Origin of the sequence: Salipiger sp. PrR003 (genome assembly GCF_010500785.1) — a bacterium.
In the GTDB taxonomy this organism is placed as follows: Bacteria; Pseudomonadota; Alphaproteobacteria; order Rhodobacterales; family Rhodobacteraceae; genus Salipiger; species Salipiger pacificus_A.
Window position 1 is genome coordinate 1 of sequence record NZ_JAAGOV010000040.1, and the last position, 20,595, is coordinate 20,595.

Genomic DNA, 20,595 nt, shown 5'->3' on the forward strand with positions numbered 1-20,595 from the left:
GCTGCGATCAAGCAGGTTTTCTACCGCCCTCGAAAGCAGCGATACATCCTTTACGCAGCATCGGTCAAAGTGGGCTCAAACCGGTCATTCGCCGCACCCCGCGCGAACGGCCGCAGTCAGCTTAGCGTAGGATTCCACACTCTCCCGCAAACGACCCCTTATGAGTAGTCAGAAAGATAACCGGCAGGCCAATCTGACGCGCGGCATCCGCGTCGAGATCGCCAGCCTCGTCTACAACATCATCGAGGTCGTCGTATCCGTCACCGTGGGACTTCTGACCGGCAGCGCGGCACTGGTAAGCTGGGGTCTCGACAGCACGGTCGAAGCCACCTCAGCCGCGACGCTGATCTGGCGCTTGAAGGGGGAGAAGGACGGTGCCGGCAAGCGCACGGTCCTGCACCGCAAGAAGGTCGCGCTCTACGTGGTTGCCTGTGCCTTCTGGATCGTCGTCGCGGCGATCCTCTACGAGGCGGTCTCCGCCTTCATTTCGCAGAAGGCGCCGGGCTTCAACTGGTGGGGTATCGCGATTCTGGGTGCTTCGCTCGTGGTCAACCCGTTCCTCGCCTGGGGCAAGTATCGCTATGGCAAACGGCTCGATGCGCCCGCCCTGAAGTACGATGCCAAGGACACCATGATCTGCCAGTATCAGACAATCGTGGTGTTGGCCGGGATCGGTCTGACGCAATGGATGGGCTGGTGGTGGGCCGACCCGGTCGCGGCGCTTCTGATCGTGCCCTACGTTGCGTGGGAAGCGTTTGAGGCCACCAAGGATGCGCGGTCGGTCGAGCCGGAGGAGGCCGACGCTACTGCCGACGCCTGACGTTGCGCATGATGAACCGGGATTTAGGCATGGGCGGCAGTTCTTCGGTTTCCAGATCCAGATCCTGATCTGGCACTTCGTAGTCGATGGCGTTCACGAAGAAACTGCAAAACGCCTTCATCTGGCTGATCGCGATCCACTCGCCCGGACAACGGTGGTTCCTGTGGTGATCACCACCGCCCTGCGGAATGAAGTCGTAGGGGGTGACCTCCCGATCGTGAAACCGCTCGGGCCGGAACTCTTGCGGCGCGTCCCACGAGCGAGCGTCGGTATTTGTGCCGTAGAGGTCGAGCAGACCCCTGTACCCTTTGGAAAAGCGATATCCGCGCCACTCGAAATCACTCTTCACCCGTGCCGCGACCGCGGGAAAGAACGGATACAGACGGCGGACCTCTTGCACGAAAGGTTCGAGCTGTCCCTCGTCGTCCTTCAGCTTTTGCCGCCACTCGGGATGCCGATGCAGGGCATGCGCCGCCTGGGCGATGAACGCAGAGACGGCGACGATCGGGCGTACTACGTTCAGAAGCTCCACGGCGGCAACCTTGGAGGTCAGCAGCTCCCCATTCAGATCGCGCCACGTCGCGACGACATGGGCGGCGCTTTCCTGTCCTGTCTGAAGGCTTCCGTCGCGCAGCCGTTCAATAATCCCGGCTGTCCAACGCTCTGCGCGATGCCGCGCCAGACGCGCACCCCAGTGCTTCCAGCCGACCGCCCCGGCGTCTTGGAAGAGCGCCGTCATCTGCGCCGTCCGCGTCTCGACCTCCGCTTCGGGAAGCGGCCCGACCAGGCGCAGGCAGCTCTGGTGAGGATTTCGCGCACTTCGTCGTAGAGAACGACCTTCTCCGCCGCTTGCCAGTCCCGTGCGTAGCGGTCCAACAGGTCCCGCGTCGTGTTTTCGAGAGCTTCGATCCGCTCCGACGCCATGAGTGACATAAACATCCGCTTCCGATGACGGTGGGCCTCGCCATCGAGCCCCTGGATGCCCTTTTCGCCGAGCAGGGTTCTCTGGATACGCTTCGGCATCGAGCCTGCGCGCACGAGCCCATCCTCGGAATAGAAGACCTCCGCAGCTGCGGCACCAGTCATGCAGATCGTCTTTTGAAAGAGGATGCGGGTCTCGAACAGGTCGCCCTCAAGATCGCGGCATGTGTCCGGAATGAACTCATATGGGTTGCGCAGCAGGGCAAGCGTGCTGTCGATGCCCTTTGCGGATGGAATGCTGGACATCGATTATTTCCCCGTAACGTTTTCTTCTCGGTGGTTACGTTCGGGCTTGTTCTGCGCCGAGCGGAAGCTGTCCCAGAACAGCAGGGCCGCACCGCAGAAAATCGCCACATCCGCAAGATTGAAGGACGGCCAGTGGTATGTTCCGTAATGGAAATCCAGAAAATCCGGGACGGCCTGATAACGCAGCCGGTCGAGGACATTGCCGAGCGCGCCGCCGATGATCAGACCGAGAGCGGCAGCCGTCAGCCTGTCCGGCGCGCGCCACAACCAGATCAGCAGCCATGCCACGATCACGCCAGCAAGCGCGATGAGACCCCACCAAGGCACGATCCCGCCCAGCATACCGAAGCTGACTCCATCGTTCAGAACCCGCACGAGATTGAGAAAGGGTAGAACCTCGACGCCGCGCTCAAGCGCCGGTGTGTTCAGCGCAAGCGCCTTGGTACCCTGATCGAGGCCGAACGCCGCGATCGCGCAGAGCCCGCCCAGAACGCGGCTGTTCATGCCGCTGCCTTCAGATCGGCCCGCGCATCGCGGATGATTGCCCAAGACGAGTGCAGGAACAGTCCGGCGATGCCGAAGGCGACGATGAGGTCCGGCCAGGCGCTGCCCAGCCACGCCACGAGACCGGCGGCAACGACAACCGCCGCATTGCCGATGGCGTCGTTGCGCGAGAATAGCCAGACGGCCCGCATGTTCGCGTCGCCCTTGCGGAACCGCAGCAGCGGCAGAACGGAGATGACGTTGACGACAAGGGCGATCATGCCAAGCAGGCCCATTAGACCTGCATCCGGCGTCGTCCGTTCGAAGACTCGCACGATGGTCGTGCCGAGGACGCCAAGGCCGAGCAGGCCGAGGAAGATGCCTTGGATCAAGGCCGACCGTGCCCGCCAGGCGAGGCTCCAGCCGATGGCCAGCAGGCCAAGGAAGGTGATCGCGCCGTCGCCGATGAAATCGAGCGCATCGGCCTTCACGGCCTGCGATCCGGAAATGAAACCGCCGATCATTTCGAGGACCCCGTATCCCACGTTCAGGATCACGACGATCCAGAGGGCACGGCGGTAGGCCGGGTCCTGATGGGCGGGATTCGGCGGAATGTCTTCATCGCCCTCGATCCGGTCGAAGCCATAGCCTGTCACCGCGACTGCCTTTTCGATGTCCGGCAGGCGCACTTCGGGTGCAGTCAGTGTCATGATGTGCGTCGCGGCCGACACTTTCACATCGCCGGGCGCGACCCCGGCTGCCTGTGCCGCCCGCTCGATCTGCGCGGCATCCTTGGCGCAATCCATACCGGAAACCCGGTAACGGACGGGCGGGACATCTGCCGTCGATCCGGCATTTTCGGTGTTGGCCATGGTCGCGCTATTCCTGCTAGGATGAATCGAAGAACAACATATCAGCGAGGAGTGATATGGCGCAATTGGTCGATGACCGCAAGAGCGCAACCATCGAGCGACGGGCGAAGCTGTTCCGCGGCTTCGCGGACCCGAGCCGCCTGGCCATCCTCGGTGCACTTTGCAACGAGCCATTGGCCGTTCACGAGCTCGTCGAGCGAACCGAACTATCGCAACCCAACGTCTCCAACCATCTGAGGTGCCTGCTGGACTGCGGGCTTGTCGCCAGCGACCGCGAAGGGCGCTTCATCCGTTACCGTATCAGCAACCCGCGCATCACGGTCCTTCTGAACGATGTGGACGCACTTCTCGACGTGGTCGCAAAGGGTGTTGAGGCGTGTGACAATTATCGTGAGGCGTGAGTCAGAACGGACGGCCGGTCGACTCGGCGCAGATCGGTTGAAAAGATGTTGTCCGTGTGCAGGGTCCGACCGGAATCCTGCTGAGGTTCGACAAGCTGGCTTCGGAAGAGACACCATTCATGTATCACTGCCACATCCTCGAACACGAGGATGCGGGCATGATGGGGCAGTTTACGGTCACATAACAGGACCCCACCCGCTCGACACCGGGCGTCGTCAAGAGCTTACGTCTTCTTGCGGCGTTCTATCAGGTGCCGGTGTCGCCTTGTTGAAACGCATTACGGAGTATGTCTAGACCCGAACGGAGAACACCTCGCTAAGCTGCGGGTCCGCCGAAGCGGCCGTCCAGTCGCTCGGCAGCATTCGTCAAAAAGGGCTCGAAGCAGTCATCTGACCGCTTCGCTATAGGATGCGGGACCCTTGTCCGACACTCAACTTCAATCGGGTATCTTCTGTCAGGTGGCGAACGCTAGTGCCTCCGATGGAAGTCCACAATCGTTGTTTCAAGCTTCCGCCGCGAGGCCTCGAGGTCGTCTAGACTGCGGATGCGGATCGTCGCTTTGCTGAGCGTCACCATCATCAGCGTACCCAACCCGCTCGCGATTAAAGCGATGACTGCCCGCATCACGGGTGAGAGCAGGTGCACGAAGCCAAATGCAAACAAGATGCTGAGCACCAAGAGGGCAATCCCGATCCAACACCAAGCGACCGCTCGGGCTGCGTGTCTCCGGCGCTGGCGGTGCTGTGCGAGCCAAGTCTGAAAATCATCCATCATGCCCGCCCCTGTAACGCGGCAAGGACGGGACCGCAAACGTCACAAGGCAAACATCCCGATTGCTTCGAAGACCTCGTCCCGCGTGCGTTGAGTGACTTCCCGGGCGCGCGCCGTGCCCTCCCGAATGACATCCCGAACAAAATCAGGATCCTTCTCCAGCTCAGCTCGGCGTTCTCTGACCGGTCCAAGGAGGTCCTCAAGGATGCCCAAGAGCCGCTTCTTCAACATCCCGTCCCCCAGCCCGCCACGGCGGTAGTGGGCCTTCAAGTCATCGATGGTCGCCTTGTCCGGATCAAAGGCATCCAGGAAGGTAAAAACGACGTTGCCCTCCACCTTGCCCGGGTCCGAGACTTGTAGATGGTTTTCGTCTGTGTACATCGCATTCACCGCAGCCTTCAGCTCCCGGCGTGAAGCCGACAGAGGAATGGAGTTGCCACCTGACTTCGACATCTTGGCACGACCGTCGATACCAGGCATCCGGCCCGCTGAAGGGATGATAGCTTTGGCAACTGGCAGCACCTCGCGTCCGGCCGCGGCATTAATCTTGCGGGCGAGCTCGTTCGTCTGCTCCAGGATCGGAGCCTGGTCTTCACCAACAGGAACGACCTCTGCTTTGAAGGCGGTGATGTCGGCAGCTTGGGCAGCCGGGTAGCAGGCAAAGCCTGCGGGGATACTCCGGCCGAACCCTCTCGAGCGGATCTCATCCTTGATCGTCGGGTTACGCTCGAGGCGGGCAAGGCTCACGAAATTCAGATAGAGCATCGACAGCTCGCCCAGCGCCGGGAGGTGTGACTGCAGGCAGATGGAGGTCTTCTCGGGGTCGATGCCGACAGCGAGATAGTCGATGGCCACCTGCAGAACGCTGCGGCGCACCTTGCGAATGTCGTGGGCGTTGTCTGTCAAAGCCTGCATGTCCGCAAGCAGCAGGAACTGATTGTGGGTCTCCTGAAAGCTCAGACGGTTCCTGAGGGATCCCGCATAGTGCCCGAGATGCAATGGTCCGGTCGTCCGGTCGCCGGTGAGAATGGTTTTCTTGGTCATTTGGTGCCCTTTCTTGGCTTGGAGGGACACCGCACGGAAAGACTCTGAAAACACGAAAGCCGCCAATGCGGCGGCCCAGTTTTGGATGCATGAATTATCTGGCCGCCTGTATCAGGAAGCCAGCCACCAGAAGTTCGAAGGGGTCATCATGCGTTTCATGAGTGGGTATCTATTCTTATTTATGCACGAAATCAACACCCAACTCACGGATAAGCCGCGGGCGTACCTTCGGTCTCAGCATCTTGGTTCTCGCCGTCCTCATAAAGAGCGACTTCTTCTGAATAGGATGCCGCGCACGTCTCCCCAGTCTCAAAAGAACCAAGCACTTTTGCCAGAGATGCGAGTACCACGTCAGACGGCGGCCGCATGGCCTCAGGTAGCTCCTGCAACACCTCGTCCAGCACCTGTGCACTCACGCCAGCGATCTCGCAACCGTAGTCGCCGCCATCTCGTCCTGGGTTTTCTTCTTTCCAAGCTGCGAAATCCCTGCGTTCGAAGATTGCGGCCGCGGCGACTCCGGCGATCGGAACCGCAGTCACGAGGCGCCGCAGACGGGCTCTAGCTTTTGTCCTCGTCACTGCGCTCATCACCGCCTTCTTGCGCTTCACAGCCTCCTTGGCTCTGGTTTCTGAGACCGCTCTTGAAACCGCGAGCTTCTGATCGGCGGCTGCCTTGGCTTTCGTTCTGGCCACTGCTGCCGAGACGGCCTTGGCTTGCGCTGCCGCAGCTCCGGCGACTTGCGCTGACAGCTGGCCGACCTCCAGGCCAAGCTGGAGCGTTTTCATCGCCAGGCCCGCAGTGGCCGCCAGGAGTGCCCCGCACAGCACGAGCAGGGCGGTGGTGTTCCTCAGGAACTTCAAAATCGAACGCATTGACAACTCAAAGTCTAAAAATCAATGGCTGAAGGGTAGCCTCTGAACCCCCGGACTACCAAACAAAATCCGCCTATGGGAGACTGTGAGCGCTGACAGACCAGGCCGCTTGACCTCGATCAATGTCCGACGGCAGAGGCCCGCTTATCTCCACATGGCGGCGCTGCGCCGCGGCGTGACATGGTCGCGTGTGATTCTAAAGTAGCGGTCCGCAGGTACGAAGGACGTGCCTGCAAAAAGGGAGGTGATTTGATGTCTGTGAGTTTTGATACGGTTCGGTCTTTGCGGAAGTTGGTACGCCTCAAGCTTGGAGCAACTGAACTTGAGAGAGCATATCTGAATGCCCCGCAGACGGCGCTGGGCGACCGCTCGCCGCAGGAAATACTGGAACGCCGCGACTTCTACGAAATCATGCGACTGAGCGTTATGGTGTCCTCAATGAGCCCGCCAAATCACTCCGATACGCAGGCTGCCTGAGCCCTAACCACCTAGCATGGCGAGGCCGAGCAGAGGCAACAACGCCGCTACCCAAGCGATCCCATCGAGCCCGGCGAGGAACCCCTCCTCATCCTGCTCTTCCTCATCAGGTTCATCTTCATCGTCGTCCTCCGGATCCGGGTCTGTTACCGGTAGATCCGGGACGTCGCTTCCGTCTTGCTCTCCACTGTCGATCGCGTCCATCGCGGCCTGCATGGCCTCGGTCGGCGTGAAGTCGGTGATCTTCACCTGCATGATCTCGTAGAGGTCCAGTTCGGCCGAGATGAAACCGTCGCCAAAGACCTCCCCGGGATCGAGCGTGCGCAGAACGGCTATCGACGACTGATCCCCGGGGTTCTCACCCTCAGCTACGCCGAGCACCTGAGCTTCCAGTCCTCCGACATCCTGAAAAAGACCCGAGACGTCTACCTCCTGGCTGATTGCGTTGGAGCTGTTGGAAGCGAAGTAGAAGACCGCTTCACCCTCGCCGTAGAAGCCGTGCACATCGAGATCCGGGAACGACGCGTTGTCTGCCATGCTTCCGCCCCCCTTGAGGTCGAGGACGCTCTTGCCGGGCAGGTTCTCGGCCATCATGGAGAACATGGTCCCGGTCGGGGTAAGTCCCTCGTAGTCGAACCCCTGGCTCATGGTGTTCTTAGTCCATTGCAGCAGAGGCCAGACCTGGGCAGCATCCACCTCGTGGTCAGCGAACTCCTCCAGGATGTTGAGCAGCTCGTGGCCGTTTTTCAGGCCGTAGTCGTCATCGTCGAAGTTGCTGCTGACCCCGGACTGGTTCCATTCGCTGACGTGGATTTCCTTTTCCGAGAACCGGTCGTCCTGCATCCAGGTGTTCTCGATCGTGTCCAGCATGAAGCTGCGCTGCCAAGCCACCTCCTCGCCCTTCGAGTAGACATGGGCATTGATGGCATCCAGCGCTTCGAACTCCTCCGCGGTGTCGAAATAGGACATGATGATCTCGTTGTTGACCTCCGTCCAGTTGGGGAGCCGGTCTAAGTCCAGGTCGTAGCGCTCATTGAGAAGCTCGAGTGTCTCCTCTGGCGTGAGGTCAGAGAACTCGTCTCCCAGGCTCGAGTAGTTGAAGTTCGTTCCCATCTGCACGATGACGTCACTCTCAGCCGCCTCTGGATGATCTGCCTCCATGAGTTTGAGTTCGTCATCTATGATCTTGGCCATCTCACTTGCCACCCGGCCGTACTCCGCCGCGGACATTCGTCCGGAGCCCCAGTACTCGTTGCCGATCTCAAACCCTGAAATGTTGACGTCACCCCACGTCCCGGAGACCGCATCGTTTACGAACTGCCGCAGTCCGACCTCGTCGATCGCGGCGAAGCGGTCACCGTTTTCATCCATCTCGTCCGAGAGCTGATCGCGGGTGTTGAGAACCAGGACCGCGTTGAGCCCCTCCTCTTCCGCGAACTCCATGAACTCTGAAATCGGGATGAAGTCGCGTTCCTCGCCGCTGTCGCGATCGGCCACCAGGTCCAAATCAGGGTTTGCGAAGTCGAAGTAGGTCTCCGTAACCGATCCACCGGGGTATCTCAGGGTGTGGACGCCAAGGTCTTCGACCAGCTCATCGTAGTTGACGGCCTCATCGAGCGTGTCCCTATGGGCGAGGATATTGCCGCCAAAGAGGTCTTCTGAGACCACCTTGCCAGATCCGGCGACGTTCAATGCGGGCATGTGAAACCTGTCGATCTATTCATCAACAGGGTGCCTGATCTCGGTTAAACAGGGATTTCCTGAGAGGAAGGGTTCGACGCCACGCAAAAAGAAAGGCCGCCCGAAGGCGACCTCTTGGATTATGCTGTGCGTATCCCGCTGAGTTCAGCCGCCGCTGAAGCCAGGTGAGAATTGCATTGCCTCCCCACCATCAATGCCGGCCGACGTTTGCATGATCTTGATGACCCCCGGGATGGCGACCATGCACGCTCCCAAGCCAACCCGCCAGAGGCCTTCACTGTACTTGACCTGCTGACCTTGAGTGTCCGAAGCCGCCTTGAGACGTGCGAGCCCCATGCCCACGAAGAAGAGCCCGCCCGCGAAACTGATTGCAAGTGCGGCTTCACCGACGCTCCTCGCCTGTGTGGAGAATCCATCGAACATAGCCCCAACCGAACCCTCGGGGGACCCTTCCTGCGCCGCCGCCTGCCCTGCGTAGAAAGAAGCCATTGCGCCAGTCATCAGCGCCAGCGGGGCATCCTTGATCTTCGAAATCATGCTCTTCATTGCTCAATCTCCTGTATCAAATCTGGCGTCCTGCCAGCGAGCTATGCCCCCAAAATTTGATGCGCTTACTTAAATGGCTTTAATGAATAGACGTTTTCGCGCTTTTTCATCCTCGTTAGGATTTCGAGGGTAATCCTTACACGACCCAAGTGTACGGACGCGCCATGATTGCAAGAACAAATCTCCCAGCTCTCCTCGCCACCGGCCTCGCCATGTCCACAACTGCTGCCTTTGCGGAGCCGGCACCCAAAGGCGCCTACGTCTTCACGGTGACCCAGGCCGTGATGGAGCGCTGCGTGGGAGATGCCGACATCGTCTATGGCTTGCTGAATTCGGCCATTGAAAGGCATACAGCGCTGGCGCGTCGTGACATCCACCGCATCGTCAATACCTGCTCCCTCCGCCACCGGTTGGCTCGCCGCGCTGGGCTTTCCTTCGTGTCCCTCGAGGCGCTCGAGCGAGACCACTGCGACTCTGAAAACTGCCGGTCCCAAAATGAGAAGCCACTCGCCACCGAAACCTATGTCGTCTCCGCTGCCTTCACGGCTGACTACGCGGACCTCCTGCAGAAGAGGCTCTCCGAGAGCTGCTCGAGCTCCCCGGATGTCGGATGCGTGTCTGATGCCCTCTCTGCCACCGGCGCCGTGGTCGCGACGATGCTCCCAGACTGGCTCGAGACCGACAGTGACGGCCGTGTGGTGAGCATCGAACAGGTGGATGTCGCCCGCTACGGCACGGTACCCGAGATGCCGGATAAGGATGACGGGACTACGAGCCCCGCTGATCTGGTGAACCTGGACTCTGAAATCTCGACCATCTTGAGCCTCAAGGATCTGCTGGCGGCTGAGAACCCGGACGGGCAGCCCGATGGGAACTTGCTGATGTCGGCCTCGGAAATCCTGAAAACTGAAGGCTATGAGATCAGTGATGCAGGGCTGAAGATTTCAGAGAGTATCGAGGGTGTCGAAGTGTCTGGGGTGAACGGTCTCCTGCGCTTTTCAATACCGGCAGATCACGACACCTGCGTGAGCCTTCTGTCGAGCGCCGACAAGCTGAACGCCGAAGAGATCACCATCGGCAAGGACCTGTGGAAACAGGGCTTGGCTCCAGACGATGTCTGCCCTGCCACCGAAACCAATGTGAGGATCGTATTTTGATGCCGCTCAAGACGTTCGACCTGTCCCTGCTCGTGCAGGTGCCTTCCGTTCTCGAATGCCCAGAGGAAAGCCGAAGAGACGCCGCTCGGTTCGACATCCTCGATCGTATCTTTGAAGCCGTGGGCAGCTCCTCGTTCGTAACCATCTCCATGAAGGACCGCTTCAGGATCGAGGTTGAGATGGAAGCGATTTCAGAGAGTCTGGCAATCCGCACAGTACTCGTAGAGGTCTTCCACGCCCTGCCCGGCGCCAACCTCTACGAGATCACGTCGAAGCCGGTCACTGAGCCCCTGTACGAAAGGCGGTAGTTCCCGAGAAATTTTTAAAATTTTGGGGGGGGCTCAATGTTGTCATGGCCCGCACCTCATGATGAATAGGAGGCGATCCCTCCAATCGCACAGCCGCTGGCAGGAATTTTATCCTTGATAAGCCATTCAAAAAGGATAAAGTGGTATTGAACAAAACAGAGTGAGTACCTCATGTCGACCAACCCCGAAGCCACCGCGCCCGCACCCGTCGAGACCGGCACCGCGAACTTCACCGCCGCCAAGATCATCTATGCCCTCTATTTCGTCGGCTTCTTCTTCCCGATCACCGCGCTGGGCGGCGTGATCTATGCGTTCATCGCCAAGGGCGATAGCCCCGAACTCGACACGCACATGTCCTTCGCCATTCGCACCTTCATGTGGGGCCTGCTCATCACGTTCATCGGCGCCATCCTGGCCTTCTTCCTGATCGGCTGGTTCGTGCTGCTCGGCTGGGCCATCTGGACGATCGCGCGCTGCGTCAGCGGCCTGAAACTGGCCATGGACGGCAAACCGATCACCGAGGTCGGCTCGATGGGCTTTGTCGCCCGCTGATCGCCACCCCACTGTCGAACATAGAGCCCGGCGCCCAGCGCTGGGCTTTTTCGTATGGGCATCGGCGGATTTTCGTGCATGCGCCTCACGAGCGCGACCGAAAGTGCCACAGGCGGCTGAGTGTGCTAAGCTGACCATGAGCGCGGCAAGATCAGTCAGGTTGAGCTCAGCGGGAGAGGAGGGCCCGACGAGAGACCTGCCGATTTCACTCGATACTCCTTGCTTCAAGACGCCGCGCTCACCCTTGCGGCGTTCTTCAGGCCTTCCGCCGGCGTTTACCCCTTCGAAGCTTCGTACGGCTAGGTTTCACCCCGAAAGGAAGAAACCGATGCCTCTGCGCCATGTCACACGACGGATTCTGATTTCTGGAGTTACAGCAGCCGTAGTTGCCTTGTCGGCGACATCCTCGGCCGCTGCGCCCAAGAGCTTGGCTTGGATTTCGGTCGACGCCAAGACGGGCGCGATCCTGGCACAGCATGATGCCCGGCAACCAAGACACCCTGCGTCCCTGACAAAGATGATGACCATCTACATGGCCCTGGACGCCATTGAGAGAGGTCGCTGGACGATGGACACCCCGTTGAAGGTCTCGGCAAATGCCGCGGCCAAGCCGGCTTCCAAGCTCTATGTGAAAGCTGGCTCCACGATCAGCGTTCGGGACGCCATCCATGCAATGGCGATCAAGTCTGCCAATGACGTAGCCACCGTCGTCGCCGAGAATTTTTCAGGATCGGAGGAAGCCTTCGGAGAGACGATGACGCAGGCTGCCCACCAGCTCGGTATGCGGGATACCACCTTCGTCAATGCATCTGGCCTCCACGATGAGCGTCAGGTCACCACGGCCTATGACATGTACCGGCTTGGACTTGCCCTGCAGGACCGCTTCCCCGAGGAGTACAAGATCTTCGGCAAGAGCGGCTTCAACTACCGCGGTCACTGGATCGGAGGGCACAATCCCTTTCTCGGCATGTGGCAGGGAGTGGATGGCATCAAGACCGGCTACACCAATGCATCAGGCTTCAATCTCGTGACCAACCTCGAGAAGTCCGGCCGTCACATCATCGCGGTGGTAGTCGGGGCCTCCACCTCGAGCCAGCGCAACGACAAGATGGCCAGTCTGATGACCAGGACCTTTCCGCAGGCCACCAGCGGCGTGCGCACCATGGCCGAGCTCGATCGCAAAGTCTGGGTGGAACCGATCCGGGTGGGTTGGACAACTGATATGAGGCCACAGGCCCGCCAACTGGAGCCGCGAGGAAACGACATCACTCCTCCCGAGAAGCCGATGCTGTTTGCACAGCTTCCCGAGAACTTCTTCGCCAAGGATCCCGCAGTTCTCCAGCGAATGATCAACGATATTGCCAGCCTGCAGGGCAACGAGGTCCCCGCCACCGACGACATCCCGCAACGCCCCTCGAGCGCGACCTCTCTTGCAAGCGCCCGCCTTCAAAAGACCCCGACGCTCTCCACAAAAGGGCACTCTGAAAATTGGGACCTCTTCTCCTCCGGGGTCAATGAAGCGCCCGCTAACAATAGCCTGACGGTACATGCAGGCCGCAACCGCGTTGCCGACTGCCTCCAGCAGCAGGACTGCTATATGGCCGGCGCCGAGATCGACGGGTCAGGCAACATCAGGGTCGGCAGCCCCTCCATCTACAGCGCCATGATGACCTCCAGCAGTGAGTGAGGTGACACCTCAAGGCGAACCATCGGAAACCTTCCTTGCACTTCCCTGACCATTTCGAGTGGAACAGAAGGGGATGAATTTTCGATGGCGAAGCAATTTGACAAGCTGACCAAGCGCCTTCTGCTCAAGAAGCCGAACGAGCAGAAGGTATTCGATGACAGGCTCTTGGCGGAGGGAAGTCACATGCCCGAAGACAAGGGTCACTTCGTTGAATTGGGCAGCCTGCTCTATGCCATGACCGGCATCGAGGTCTCGGAAGACGCCGCCAAGAAACACAGTATGGAGCGGTCTGTAGCCTTTCTCGGCTCATCTGGAAAAACGTACATCCTCCAGGGCAACCATATCATCGACGAAGTCACCTTCACCAAAAACGGAGAGGTTGCCCTCAAGCGCGATGACACCATAGCGCCGAACCGGGATGCGTTTCACACGAACATCGATGGCTTCGTCACAACCAGCAATATCAGGGCAGCGACAGGCACATTGAGGAAGATCAGACATGAGAATGTGGTGATCGCCTGCGAAGCCACTCACCGCTTGTCGTCCATGCTTCACGCATCAGCCACGGAGGTGCGCCAGGCGACCGAGGATCGGCCTGTTGAGGCCCCATTGGTTTCGATGACGCTACACTCCGGCCAGGAGAAGGCTCTCATCATCGAGAACCCAGGCTCTCCGGCTCCCTACATGTTCAGCAACGGTCCAACGCTGAAGCCGCTCATCGTCGATGCTATTCAAAGCATAAAGAAGTCCCCGATCTTCCAGGCTCTGGTTGGCGGCGTTTCGTTGGCGGCAATCACGATCGGTTCGCTTGCCATGACCGGCTCTTCCCTCCTGGACTACAATCCGTCGGTCGAGGGGCCCCCGATCACGCAAGTCATGTACGACGAGGATACCGGTCACATCGACATCGCTCAAATTCAGGGAAACGAGGTGACCGTGCTCCGCAACCTGAACGGGGGCCGCAGCTTTGAGGAGATGCAAGGCTCCATCAACGACGAGTTCTTCGCAAGCATCGCCTCCAATGCAGCGGCCAACTCCACTGAGTTCACTGGAGCCCACGTCGAGAAAGCCATGCTCGACACCGAAGAGTTGCGTCACAACTGGTCTCAGAAGTTCGGCGAAAGCGCCACCGTCATGATGAAGATGTTCCGGAATGACGACGTCGTAACCATTGAAAGCGACGGCGCCACCATCAAGACCGCTTTCAATCATGTCAATCAGGACTCGTCGCTGACTGGCGAGCCCACGAGCTACATGGCGTCAGCATATATTGGCGACTATGGCGCCAGTGAGAGGTCGATGGATGTCTTCCTGGATACCTATGACGCACGTGATCGCCAATTTAAGGAGATAGTCTTTGATTTTTCCGAATCCATCGCCCCAGCCATCTCGGCAGCCGGCGCTCCGAGCGCGATCACTTCCAATGTGACCTCTGTCAGCAATGATCTGGTCGACCAAGAAGTTCAGGAGCTGAATGCATCTCAGGCAGATCGAAGTCCCCACACATTTTCAGTGGAGGAAGGCTATGACGAGATCGCGAAGCTTCTGGGCCCGGACTTGAGCGTAGAGTACGGCGCCGAATTGGAGACCAGTCAAGGCATGGAGCTGGCGCAGCAATTTGCAGCCATGAGCTTCGATGACGACACGGATGGCAAGATGGTCACGATGGGCGGCGAGCAGCTGGAAGTCGCTATGGATCAGACCACGCAGATAGTCGAGATGAAGGGCGACCGCGTTGCAATCGACCCTAGCAGCATGAGCATCCATCCTGACAACCGAGTTGCTATCCAATTCGATGAGAGCATGGTGACCGACAACAGCAGCACGCCGGGCATGTCCAGGTGAGCTGACCTGCAGGGAGCCCGCGTGCTCCCTGCCGCCTCAGTCTTTGGTGTCTGGTATGGCGCCGGCCGCGATTGCGGCTTCCTGAACTCGTTCCCGGATTTCTTTCCCAGCCTTGAAGAACGGCACGGCCTTGGCCTCCACTACCACAGGTTCGCCCGAACGCGGATTCCTCCCCTCTCGAGCCTCTCGCTGTTTGACCGAGAAGGAGCCGAAGCCCCGGAGTTCCACACGGCCACCTCGGACCATGGTTTCGATGATTTCCTCGAAGATCGTATCAACAACCCGCTCGGCGTCCCTGTGGTAAAGGTGAGGGTTTTCATCTGCAATCTTTGCAATGAGCTCTGACTTGATCATCTGGCCTCACCCGGGATTTCGTTTGACGTACAAGGTACTGCGAGAAAGGCCCTGAGTCCAAGGCGATTTTAGGGCGCGGCGATACGGCGCGGATGAGTGCCAGTTGTCGGGCTTTGAGCCGACCGTGTCAGCTCAGCCTGCCAGATCGTCGTAGGAGTGCACCGAGAGGTAGGCGGCTGGCACCTCTTCGGTGAGCCAGACGCCGTTCTCGGCTCTGAAAAATTCAAACCCGATGTCGGACATCTTTTCAGAGTCGATCCTGAGTACCACAGCTTTCCCGTGACGTCTTCCTACCTGCAGCGCGGTTTCGACATCGACATTCAAGTGAACGTAGTTGCGCCGCCGCTTTTCGAGGCCACGCGCGAAAATCCCGTTCAGGTTCTCTGTTGCCGTGCCATGCAGGAGAACTCGTGGCGGCCGCACAGGTGTCAGGCCAAGGTCAACCGGGAACGAGTGTCCTTGAGCTGCGCGGATCTTGATGCCTTGCCTGGTAAAGCGGGACTTCTGGTCAGACTCGATGATCTCTGCAAGCTCACGCCGGGTGAACGGCACGCCCACACCTCGAAAACCATTCAGAAGATCACTTTCCAGCGCCCAGCCCCCGGGGTCGAGCTCGACCCGGATCAACTGCGGTTCATGGCGAAGCACTCGAGCCAACATGCGCGATTTCCGTGCTAAGTCTGTCATTTCTCAGTCCATCTATCCTACTGCGTTACTCGCCAACTTCCTGCAAGGAGTCAATCCTATCCATGCTATCCTTATTACTTGCGCCGGAATTCTACATATGTCATGAATAGAGTTAACAAGCGGAGTACCCAATGCACCCCAAGTCACCTGTCGCATCGATTACAGTGGATGGCGACGCCATCTGCCACGCCCGCAAGGACATCATTCAGATGTGCACCAACTTCGAGATCACCTCGCTGTTAAGCGCGGCGAAAAACGAAGAATACGATGGCCTCCTCCACTTGGTGGAAGATCATGGCTCCCTTGGCCTGAGCCGCTGGGACAACGTCAAGCTCGCAGAGCACTGGGCAGACATTCGAGACGAGTATTACCTGCTGCTCGACGCCGGAAAGCTGGTTTTCGATCACCAAGACCCTGAAGTGGTTCCCGCGAGCCCCTGGCCCGAACACATTCTGAAAATTCAGGGCCTCAACGATGCCGAGATCGAGATCGATCGCAATGGCCTCATCGAGCGGCTAGCCATCACCGCCGTCGCCGAAGCGATCAACTCTTGGGATGACCACGAGGACACGGACTTCATCAGCTACACCAAGCTCGAGGGCTGCACCGGCTTCAACAACATGTCCGATGAGGAGCTCATCGCCGAGTGGGATGACTGCCGAAACTCCTTCTATCTGAAGGCCAGTACCGGGAACCTGAAATCAGACATTCCCAACACCGATCCTGAAAAGGACGCCATCCAGGTTTTTCCATGGCTGCCTTTGGCGGGCCAGCCGTGAGTGAACGCAACGCCCATGGCGACATTGAGCCGGATGATCTCTTCGGCGGGATGACGGTAGGCGAGTTCAACATGCTCGCCTCCAAATTCTTCGAGCGCTCCTTGAAGATTGGCCTCGAACGCTTGGACGCCCCACTCGAACCCACCGACTACTGCCCGGGCTGCGGAGAGAGGGCGCCCCTACGTCCGGACCTCTGCACCGAATGCCTGGCCGTGAATACCTGAAGGAGACGAGATGCCCCGCAAGAAGCCCAACCCCCGCGCCCGCAAGGAACGACTGCGCCTCAAGGAGAAAGCTGCCAACAAAGGCAAGCGTTCCCACCAGCGGCGCCCAAGCCCGGCCTTCGCTGCCGAACAGTCGATGTCTCCCGGCCTCGCGATGGCCGCACTTGGCATCTCCGCGCTGAGCTCGATGGAACGATCCACCTAAGGCAGCACCGGCTGGTCCCTTAGACCTCCGCCCTCAGACCTCAGCACTGCGCCCAGCGCGCCCGTTACCATGGTAACGCCACGCCCAGAAAGGATGCCTCCATGGCCTGGAACGAGACGACAAACTTCCGACACGCCGGTTTTCGGGGGCTCGCCACCTTCCGCGTGTCCGGCAACCTCGGCTGCACACTTTTGGTGAAGCCCTGGTTCTTGATGGTCGGCCTCGGCTTCGAGCGATGGAAAGGCGGTGGCGGCATCTATGTGGGGCCTTTTGCCATCGGCTTCGGGCCCATCGAACAGAACGAAGAGGCCTCTTCATAAGAGGCTGAGCGAAAACTCTGGCCGCGGATCGTCGCTGATATCCCGCGACAATGGCCACTCAACTCCAGTTACAAAGGTAAGGTAAGACCATATGCCCATCGATCGGAACGTCGTTTTTTCAGCCGCTGATGCCCTGGTTGCTCGTGGCGAAACTGTCAGCGTGACAGCTGTCCGAAAAGAAATTGGTGGCGGAACCCCAAAAGGTTCTCCCAACACGGTGTGTCCGCTCTTGAGAGCGTGGCGCGAGGCGCAAGTACAGATTGAGGCCATCCCTCCAGAGATCGAGCAAGCAGCCCTGCAGGCTATCGGCTCGATCTGGCACGTGGCTCGTACTACCGCTCAGCGGCAGTACGAGGGGGAACGCATCAAGTGGTCCGAGGATCTCGAGGTCACCACGAAGGACCGCGATGATGCTTTCAATGAGATCGACCGTCTGGAGACCCAGATTTCCGAGTTGCGTGCAGCTCTGGAAAAGGCACAACCCGGGCAATCTGCTGACAACGTGATCGCAGCGTCCGACACTTCCAAGGAAGTGGAGCGTCTGAGCGCTGAAAACGAACGGCTGCGTACTTCCCTGCACTCCGCAATCAGGCGGCCCATTGGGGTCGTTCCGACCGACGCAGATGAATTTTACGACCCTCGGCACCCAGCATTGGCACGTTCTCATTCGGACACGGACGGCGCCCAGTGACCCCCGACGCCACAAATGCCAGCCCAACTATGACAATGCTGGGTGCCTTCAAAGAATTGAAGGCCCTCCGCGTCAGTCTTTTCGACGAAGGCATGGGCGAGTTCGCGACGCTGATTGGCACATTTTCCCTTGCCGAGATTGACGCCGGGCAATGGCAATGCTGTCTGCAGGCAAGCACTGGTGAGACGATCACCTGGGTAGCACCCGATGAGCGCGCTGCAGACCTCAGCGTACGGTCCTTCTACCTGTCGATCTTACGTCACGAAGGCTCGACCTTCGAAGATGGCATCGTGAAAATTCAGGATCGCGAGGGGACAGACATTTACGCGTTCCGCTATCAGATCGTGCGGATGCTGATGGTCCACTCGCTTGCCGAGCGCATCGCCGCAATCGAGCGCCGCGAAGAGGAGCCCGAGCTCATCAAGTGCATGTCTATGTCATGCGCTGAGCTTGGCGAATGCTGGAAAGAGCACGGACAGGCTGTATGGCAAAATGTCGACCACGGCGCCTACAGACATAGCTTCGTCGAGCCCATCATCCTTACACGCCCCCCAGCGCCCTCTCCGGCGCCCTGACGCAGTTCAATTCATATTTGTGGATAGATCATCACAGGTGACACCACACCAATCATTTCAAAAAAGGAAGATAGACACCATGAAAAGAGACAATATTGGCAGCGCAGTGAAGCTGAATCTTCAGGACAACAAGGCAAACGGAGGCACCGCCAAAGACGCGCCCAATAGCCTCGATCTCGATCTCGTCATCAAGGACGACGCGATCGAGGTTCACACGGAAGACGGTCGCTCGGTGTGGATCGAGCTCCAGAACGGCACGGTGCGTGTCCACAGCTACAATCAGTCGAACGACGCCCCTCTGAACCTCGAGATCCCGCTTGAGGGCGAGATCCAGATCGACCGGCACGACTACGACATCCACGCTGAACTCGCCGCAGCGCCCAAACTGTAAGACTGAACGGCCCCCACAGAACATCGAGAAGAGAGAGAACGATGGATAAGACCGCGATCGCGCGCCGGCAGATGCTTCTGTGGGGGGCCAATGAATTCAAGGCGGACGGCTCACGCTACATCCACCTTGGGATGGCACTGCAGCTCCTGGAGGACCTCCTTTTTGGCAAGCGCGGCGATGGCAAACGCGCTCGCCTCCTGTTCGATAGCCTCGTAGAGAAAGGTGCTTTTATCCACGATGACGAAGCATGGGCCCTGGGTCCGAACTACGACACCCTCCTCTCCGCGGTATCCCCGGTTCGCCGCACCCTCGCGCCTGAAGAACTCGACCACTGGGTCGGAAAGTTTTCCTTCCAGCGCATCGACTTTCGCGGTGACCTAGGCGCCTCGCCGGAGATGGCCGCGGGCCTGAGTGAACTGATGTGCCGGCAGGTCGAGGGCACGCTTTCCAAGGTTGAAGGCGTGGAACCTGGCCGCATTCGCGCTGTGGAGCGCTGGAACAATTTCGTTGAAACCGGCCTGCTCTCAAGGGAGCTCATCCCGATCGTGAGGGGCGCTGTTGAGTCAGCGTCTGCGTCCTTCAAGTTCAAAGAGCTCACCCACGACGAGCTCCCAGCAATCACCACGCATATGAATACCTGCATTGCCACCGGACAGATGGCGGGTGAGAAGCTTCACAAAATCACCACCGACTATGCCAGCTACTGGGACTTTAAGACCGGTGAGCAACTGGATGCGGACTTCGAGGGGTGGGACCTCAAATTCTACACCACCCGGTCAGAAGACAACTATGAGCGCCGGCCACTCGAGCTCTATAAGCGCTTCCCTGAGGTTGTGCACATGGAGATTGGAGCGGGATCGCCAATCTATCTTCTTTCGGCCTCCGACATCGAGACCTTCAGCAAAGCGCTCCATGCAGCACATGTCAAAGACATGGACCTTCCCGTCAGGTTCAATGCGGACGTTGGCGCGCTCGAGTGGGCGATCCAGACATATGAGCAGACAGGGGTGATGGGGATCTCGTTCGGTGACCACTTCCCGAAGCCTGTGCGCGAGAAAGCAACCGGCCGCGTCATGCTGCTCGATTATGGCGAGGTCGTCAGCGCCAAAGAGTGTCGCGAGCTGGAAGCTAAGGGCGATGAAGACCTACTCCGCGGCTACCTTCTAGCCGATGACCCCAGGTTTGAAATATTAGGTGGAGCCGGGCTCGAGCACCTCACGCTGGCCACCGAGGACCATCTTCTATCTCTGGCCTGCGCCAAGGGTGACATCACCAAGGAGGCCGCCCTAGCAATCCTGGAAGAGGCCACACAAGGTAATTACGCCAGGGCCCACCGCTTCGAGGCGCTTCCTGAACGCGTCCACCTCTACATCCCCCACGGCCGCAGCATCGAGCAGTTCGATGCCGCCTGCCAGAGAAGTGGCCTGAAAGAGGACCTCCCCTACTGCGGCCGGTCACTGATCCTCTCCCCTGAACCAATCACCTTCAGCGAGGACACCTCGTTCTCGACGTTGATGTGACCGCGCCCGAACTCGAGATTCCGTCCGCCCCCGCGCCATGACATCTCGAAGACTCTGAAAAATAGTCTCTGAAATCACCTAGCAC

At 59.2% G+C, this 20,595-nt stretch carries 27 protein-coding genes and 1 pseudogene; 17 read left to right on the forward strand and 11 right to left on the reverse strand.

The annotated features are described in order from the left end of the window. Nucleotides 1–160 precede the first annotated feature (160 nt). Entirely contained in the window at nucleotides 161–820 is a 660-nt protein-coding gene (locus tag G0D83_RS13070; RefSeq protein ID WP_082379096.1) for a cation diffusion facilitator family transporter, read from the forward strand. Here the strand turns inward: G0D83_RS13070 and G0D83_RS32200 are convergent. The 4 genes from G0D83_RS32200 to G0D83_RS13085 are packed head-to-tail and all read right to left on the reverse strand — an operon-like array spanning nucleotide 804 to nucleotide 3,402. Beyond that, complete coding sequence (locus G0D83_RS32200) at nucleotides 804–1,559, reverse strand: cytochrome P450 (protein ID WP_235958075.1); 756 nt, start codon at nucleotides 1,557–1,559, stop codon at nucleotides 804–806. The two genes, G0D83_RS13070 and G0D83_RS32200, sit on opposite strands and share 17 nt — an antisense overlap. Further along, nucleotides 1,556–2,047, reverse strand: coding sequence for a hypothetical protein (locus G0D83_RS32205; RefSeq protein ID WP_235958077.1), 492 nt, complete (start codon nucleotides 2,045–2,047; stop codon nucleotides 1,556–1,558). Before G0D83_RS32205 ends, G0D83_RS32200 begins: the two co-directional genes overlap by 4 nt. A gap of 3 nt (nucleotides 2,048–2,050) precedes the next feature. After that, complete coding sequence (gene lspA, locus G0D83_RS13080) at nucleotides 2,051–2,551, reverse strand: signal peptidase II (RefSeq protein WP_009807499.1); 501 nt, start codon at nucleotides 2,549–2,551, stop codon at nucleotides 2,051–2,053. Then, complete coding sequence (locus G0D83_RS13085) at nucleotides 2,548–3,402, reverse strand: cation transporter (protein WP_036708216.1); 855 nt, start codon at nucleotides 3,400–3,402, stop codon at nucleotides 2,548–2,550. Before G0D83_RS13085 ends, lspA begins: the two co-directional genes overlap by 4 nt. A gap of 56 nt (nucleotides 3,403–3,458) precedes the next feature. On the opposite strand from G0D83_RS13085, the gene G0D83_RS13090 reads away from it, so the two are divergent. Continuing rightward, entirely contained in the window at nucleotides 3,459–3,803 is a 345-nt protein-coding gene (locus G0D83_RS13090; protein WP_054522777.1) for a helix-turn-helix transcriptional regulator, read from the forward strand. Between the two features lie 53 nt (nucleotides 3,804–3,856). Beyond that, nucleotides 3,857–3,988: pseudogene (locus tag G0D83_RS13095) on the forward strand (multicopper oxidase domain-containing protein); the annotation flags it as partial. A 284-nt stretch (nucleotides 3,989–4,272) separates the two neighbouring features. Here G0D83_RS13095 and G0D83_RS13100 read toward each other — a convergent pair. The 3 genes from G0D83_RS13100 to G0D83_RS13110 form a co-directional block, all read right to left on the reverse strand. Continuing rightward, nucleotides 4,273–4,578, reverse strand: a complete 306-nt coding sequence (locus tag G0D83_RS13100) for a DUF3093 family protein (RefSeq protein ID WP_164194640.1) — start codon at nucleotides 4,576–4,578, stop codon at nucleotides 4,273–4,275. Nucleotides 4,579–4,617: 39 nt separating this feature from the next. Further along, complete coding sequence (gene trpS, locus G0D83_RS13105) at nucleotides 4,618–5,619, reverse strand: tryptophan--tRNA ligase (protein ID WP_164194644.1); 1,002 nt, start codon at nucleotides 5,617–5,619, stop codon at nucleotides 4,618–4,620. 203 nt (nucleotides 5,620–5,822) lie between these two features. Continuing rightward, nucleotides 5,823–6,491 carry a hypothetical protein gene (locus G0D83_RS13110; RefSeq protein ID WP_164194647.1) on the reverse strand — a complete coding sequence of 223 codons (669 nt, stop codon included), beginning with the start codon at nucleotides 6,489–6,491 and terminating at the stop codon, nucleotides 5,823–5,825. A gap of 252 nt (nucleotides 6,492–6,743) precedes the next feature. Here G0D83_RS13110 and G0D83_RS13115 point away from each other — a divergent pair, with 252 nt between their 5' ends. Then, a complete protein-coding gene (locus tag G0D83_RS13115) occupies nucleotides 6,744–6,968 on the forward strand; it encodes a hypothetical protein (protein WP_164194651.1) in 225 nt (74 codons plus the stop codon). 3 nt (nucleotides 6,969–6,971) lie between these two features. On the opposite strand, the gene G0D83_RS13120 is transcribed toward G0D83_RS13115, so the two are convergent. Together G0D83_RS13120 and G0D83_RS13125 are read right to left on the reverse strand one after the other, a co-directional pair. After that, nucleotides 6,972–8,669, reverse strand: coding sequence for a hypothetical protein (locus G0D83_RS13120; RefSeq protein ID WP_164194654.1), 1,698 nt, complete (start codon nucleotides 8,667–8,669; stop codon nucleotides 6,972–6,974). A 144-nt stretch (nucleotides 8,670–8,813) separates the two neighbouring features. Next, nucleotides 8,814–9,215: a DUF6750 family protein gene (locus G0D83_RS13125; RefSeq protein WP_164194657.1), complete on the reverse strand. Its 402-nt coding sequence runs from the start codon at nucleotides 9,213–9,215 to the stop codon at nucleotides 8,814–8,816. Nucleotides 9,216–9,364: 149 nt separating this feature from the next. Here G0D83_RS13125 and G0D83_RS13130 point away from each other — a divergent pair, with 149 nt between their 5' ends. From G0D83_RS13130 to G0D83_RS13150, 5 genes are all read left to right on the forward strand, one after another. After that, a complete protein-coding gene (locus G0D83_RS13130) occupies nucleotides 9,365–10,372 on the forward strand; it encodes a hypothetical protein (protein WP_164194661.1) in 1,008 nt (335 codons plus the stop codon). After that, the gene (locus G0D83_RS13135) at nucleotides 10,372–10,680 is read left to right on the forward strand and encodes a hypothetical protein (protein WP_164194664.1); all 309 of its coding nucleotides are present in this window, start codon (nucleotides 10,372–10,374) and stop codon (nucleotides 10,678–10,680) included. The genes G0D83_RS13130 and G0D83_RS13135 overlap by 1 nt, the downstream gene beginning before the upstream one ends. Nucleotides 10,681–10,851: 171 nt before the next feature. Further along, nucleotides 10,852–11,232, forward strand: coding sequence for a hypothetical protein (locus G0D83_RS13140; RefSeq protein ID WP_203595602.1), 381 nt, complete (start codon nucleotides 10,852–10,854; stop codon nucleotides 11,230–11,232). A gap of 328 nt (nucleotides 11,233–11,560) precedes the next feature. After that, entirely contained in the window at nucleotides 11,561–12,919 is a 1,359-nt protein-coding gene (locus G0D83_RS13145) for a D-alanyl-D-alanine carboxypeptidase family protein (RefSeq protein ID WP_164194667.1), read from the forward strand. An 84-nt stretch (nucleotides 12,920–13,003) separates the two neighbouring features. Continuing rightward, a complete protein-coding gene (locus G0D83_RS13150) occupies nucleotides 13,004–14,764 on the forward strand; it encodes a hypothetical protein (RefSeq protein ID WP_164194670.1) in 1,761 nt (586 codons plus the stop codon). A gap of 36 nt (nucleotides 14,765–14,800) precedes the next feature. Here the strand turns inward: G0D83_RS13150 and G0D83_RS13155 are convergent, their stop codons facing one another. Further along, nucleotides 14,801–15,118, reverse strand: a complete 318-nt coding sequence (locus tag G0D83_RS13155) for an integration host factor subunit beta (RefSeq protein ID WP_164194674.1) — start codon at nucleotides 15,116–15,118, stop codon at nucleotides 14,801–14,803. A 132-nt stretch (nucleotides 15,119–15,250) separates the two neighbouring features. Next, the gene (locus G0D83_RS13160; RefSeq protein WP_164194679.1) at nucleotides 15,251–15,805 is read right to left on the reverse strand and encodes an RNA 2'-phosphotransferase; all 555 of its coding nucleotides are present in this window, start codon (nucleotides 15,803–15,805) and stop codon (nucleotides 15,251–15,253) included. Between the two features lie 131 nt (nucleotides 15,806–15,936). Between G0D83_RS13160 and G0D83_RS13165 the strand changes: the two genes are divergently transcribed. The 8 genes from G0D83_RS13165 (at nucleotide 15,937) to G0D83_RS13200 (ending at nucleotide 20,510) form a co-directional block, all read left to right on the forward strand. Further along, nucleotides 15,937–16,584 carry a hypothetical protein gene (locus tag G0D83_RS13165; RefSeq protein ID WP_164194683.1) on the forward strand — a complete coding sequence of 216 codons (648 nt, stop codon included), beginning with the start codon at nucleotides 15,937–15,939 and terminating at the stop codon, nucleotides 16,582–16,584. Then, nucleotides 16,581–16,808, forward strand: a complete 228-nt coding sequence (locus G0D83_RS13170) for a hypothetical protein (RefSeq protein WP_164194686.1) — start codon at nucleotides 16,581–16,583, stop codon at nucleotides 16,806–16,808. Before G0D83_RS13165 ends, G0D83_RS13170 begins: the two co-directional genes overlap by 4 nt. A gap of 10 nt (nucleotides 16,809–16,818) precedes the next feature. Continuing rightward, nucleotides 16,819–17,013 (forward strand): hypothetical protein, encoded by a 195-nt coding sequence (locus G0D83_RS13175; RefSeq protein WP_164194690.1) that lies wholly within the window; start codon nucleotides 16,819–16,821, stop codon nucleotides 17,011–17,013. Nucleotides 17,014–17,114: 101 nt separating this feature from the next. Beyond that, complete coding sequence (locus G0D83_RS13180) at nucleotides 17,115–17,333, forward strand: hypothetical protein (protein ID WP_164194693.1); 219 nt, start codon at nucleotides 17,115–17,117, stop codon at nucleotides 17,331–17,333. 91 nt (nucleotides 17,334–17,424) lie between these two features. After that, nucleotides 17,425–18,024 carry a DNA-binding protein gene (locus G0D83_RS13185; RefSeq protein ID WP_164194697.1) on the forward strand — a complete coding sequence of 200 codons (600 nt, stop codon included), beginning with the start codon at nucleotides 17,425–17,427 and terminating at the stop codon, nucleotides 18,022–18,024. Beyond that, nucleotides 18,021–18,599, forward strand: coding sequence for a hypothetical protein (locus G0D83_RS13190; protein WP_164194700.1), 579 nt, complete (start codon nucleotides 18,021–18,023; stop codon nucleotides 18,597–18,599). The genes G0D83_RS13185 and G0D83_RS13190 overlap by 4 nt, the downstream gene beginning before the upstream one ends. A gap of 79 nt (nucleotides 18,600–18,678) precedes the next feature. Next, on the forward strand, nucleotides 18,679–18,990 hold the full coding sequence (locus G0D83_RS13195; RefSeq protein ID WP_164194705.1) for a hypothetical protein: 312 nt from the start codon (nucleotides 18,679–18,681) through the stop codon (nucleotides 18,988–18,990). A gap of 41 nt (nucleotides 18,991–19,031) precedes the next feature. Further along, nucleotides 19,032–20,510 (forward strand): hypothetical protein, encoded by a 1,479-nt coding sequence (locus G0D83_RS13200; protein ID WP_164194708.1) that lies wholly within the window; start codon nucleotides 19,032–19,034, stop codon nucleotides 20,508–20,510. Nucleotides 20,511–20,595: the final 85 nt, after the last annotated feature.

Bases quoted from the DNA above. Each gene is read 5' to 3' on its own strand.
- trpS (WP_164194644.1), bottom strand. From the start codon at position 5,619: ATGACCAAGAAAACCATTCTCACCGGCGACCGGACGACCGGACCATTG.
- G0D83_RS13120 (WP_164194654.1), bottom strand. From the start codon at position 8,669: ATGCCCGCATTGAACGTCGCCGGATCTGGCAAGGTGGTCTCAGAAGAC.
- G0D83_RS13155 (WP_164194674.1), bottom strand. From the start codon at position 15,118: ATGATCAAGTCAGAGCTCATTGCAAAGATTGCAGATGAAAACCCTCAC.
- G0D83_RS13175 (WP_164194690.1), top strand. From the start codon at position 16,819: ATGCCCCGCAAGAAGCCCAACCCCCGCGCCCGCAAGGAACGACTGCGC.
- G0D83_RS32200 (WP_235958075.1), bottom strand. From the start codon at position 1,559: ATGACGGCGCTCTTCCAAGACGCCGGGGCGGTCGGCTGGAAGCACTGG.
- G0D83_RS13110 (WP_164194647.1), bottom strand. From the start codon at position 6,491: ATGCGTTCGATTTTGAAGTTCCTGAGGAACACCACCGCCCTGCTCGTG.
- G0D83_RS13200 (WP_164194708.1), top strand. From the start codon at position 19,032: ATGGATAAGACCGCGATCGCGCGCCGGCAGATGCTTCTGTGGGGGGCC.
- G0D83_RS13115 (WP_164194651.1), top strand. From the start codon at position 6,744: ATGTCTGTGAGTTTTGATACGGTTCGGTCTTTGCGGAAGTTGGTACGC.
- G0D83_RS13070 (WP_082379096.1), top strand. From the start codon at position 161: ATGAGTAGTCAGAAAGATAACCGGCAGGCCAATCTGACGCGCGGCATC.
- G0D83_RS13185 (WP_164194697.1), top strand. From the start codon at position 17,425: ATGCCCATCGATCGGAACGTCGTTTTTTCAGCCGCTGATGCCCTGGTT.
- G0D83_RS13180 (WP_164194693.1), top strand. From the start codon at position 17,115: ATGGCCTGGAACGAGACGACAAACTTCCGACACGCCGGTTTTCGGGGG.
- G0D83_RS13195 (WP_164194705.1), top strand. From the start codon at position 18,679: ATGAAAAGAGACAATATTGGCAGCGCAGTGAAGCTGAATCTTCAGGAC.
- G0D83_RS13140 (WP_203595602.1), top strand. From the start codon at position 10,852: ATGTCGACCAACCCCGAAGCCACCGCGCCCGCACCCGTCGAGACCGGC.
- G0D83_RS13125 (WP_164194657.1), bottom strand. From the start codon at position 9,215: ATGAAGAGCATGATTTCGAAGATCAAGGATGCCCCGCTGGCGCTGATG.
- G0D83_RS13150 (WP_164194670.1), top strand. From the start codon at position 13,004: ATGGCGAAGCAATTTGACAAGCTGACCAAGCGCCTTCTGCTCAAGAAG.
- G0D83_RS13100 (WP_164194640.1), bottom strand. From the start codon at position 4,578: ATGATGGATGATTTTCAGACTTGGCTCGCACAGCACCGCCAGCGCCGG.
- G0D83_RS13165 (WP_164194683.1), top strand. From the start codon at position 15,937: ATGCACCCCAAGTCACCTGTCGCATCGATTACAGTGGATGGCGACGCC.
- G0D83_RS13085 (WP_036708216.1), bottom strand. From the start codon at position 3,402: ATGGCCAACACCGAAAATGCCGGATCGACGGCAGATGTCCCGCCCGTC.
- G0D83_RS13135 (WP_164194664.1), top strand. From the start codon at position 10,372: ATGCCGCTCAAGACGTTCGACCTGTCCCTGCTCGTGCAGGTGCCTTCC.
- G0D83_RS13090 (WP_054522777.1), top strand. From the start codon at position 3,459: ATGGCGCAATTGGTCGATGACCGCAAGAGCGCAACCATCGAGCGACGG.
- lspA (WP_009807499.1), bottom strand. From the start codon at position 2,551: ATGAACAGCCGCGTTCTGGGCGGGCTCTGCGCGATCGCGGCGTTCGGC.
- G0D83_RS32205 (WP_235958077.1), bottom strand. From the start codon at position 2,047: ATGTCCAGCATTCCATCCGCAAAGGGCATCGACAGCACGCTTGCCCTG.
- G0D83_RS13145 (WP_164194667.1), top strand. From the start codon at position 11,561: ATGCCTCTGCGCCATGTCACACGACGGATTCTGATTTCTGGAGTTACA.
- G0D83_RS13160 (WP_164194679.1), bottom strand. From the start codon at position 15,805: ATGACAGACTTAGCACGGAAATCGCGCATGTTGGCTCGAGTGCTTCGC.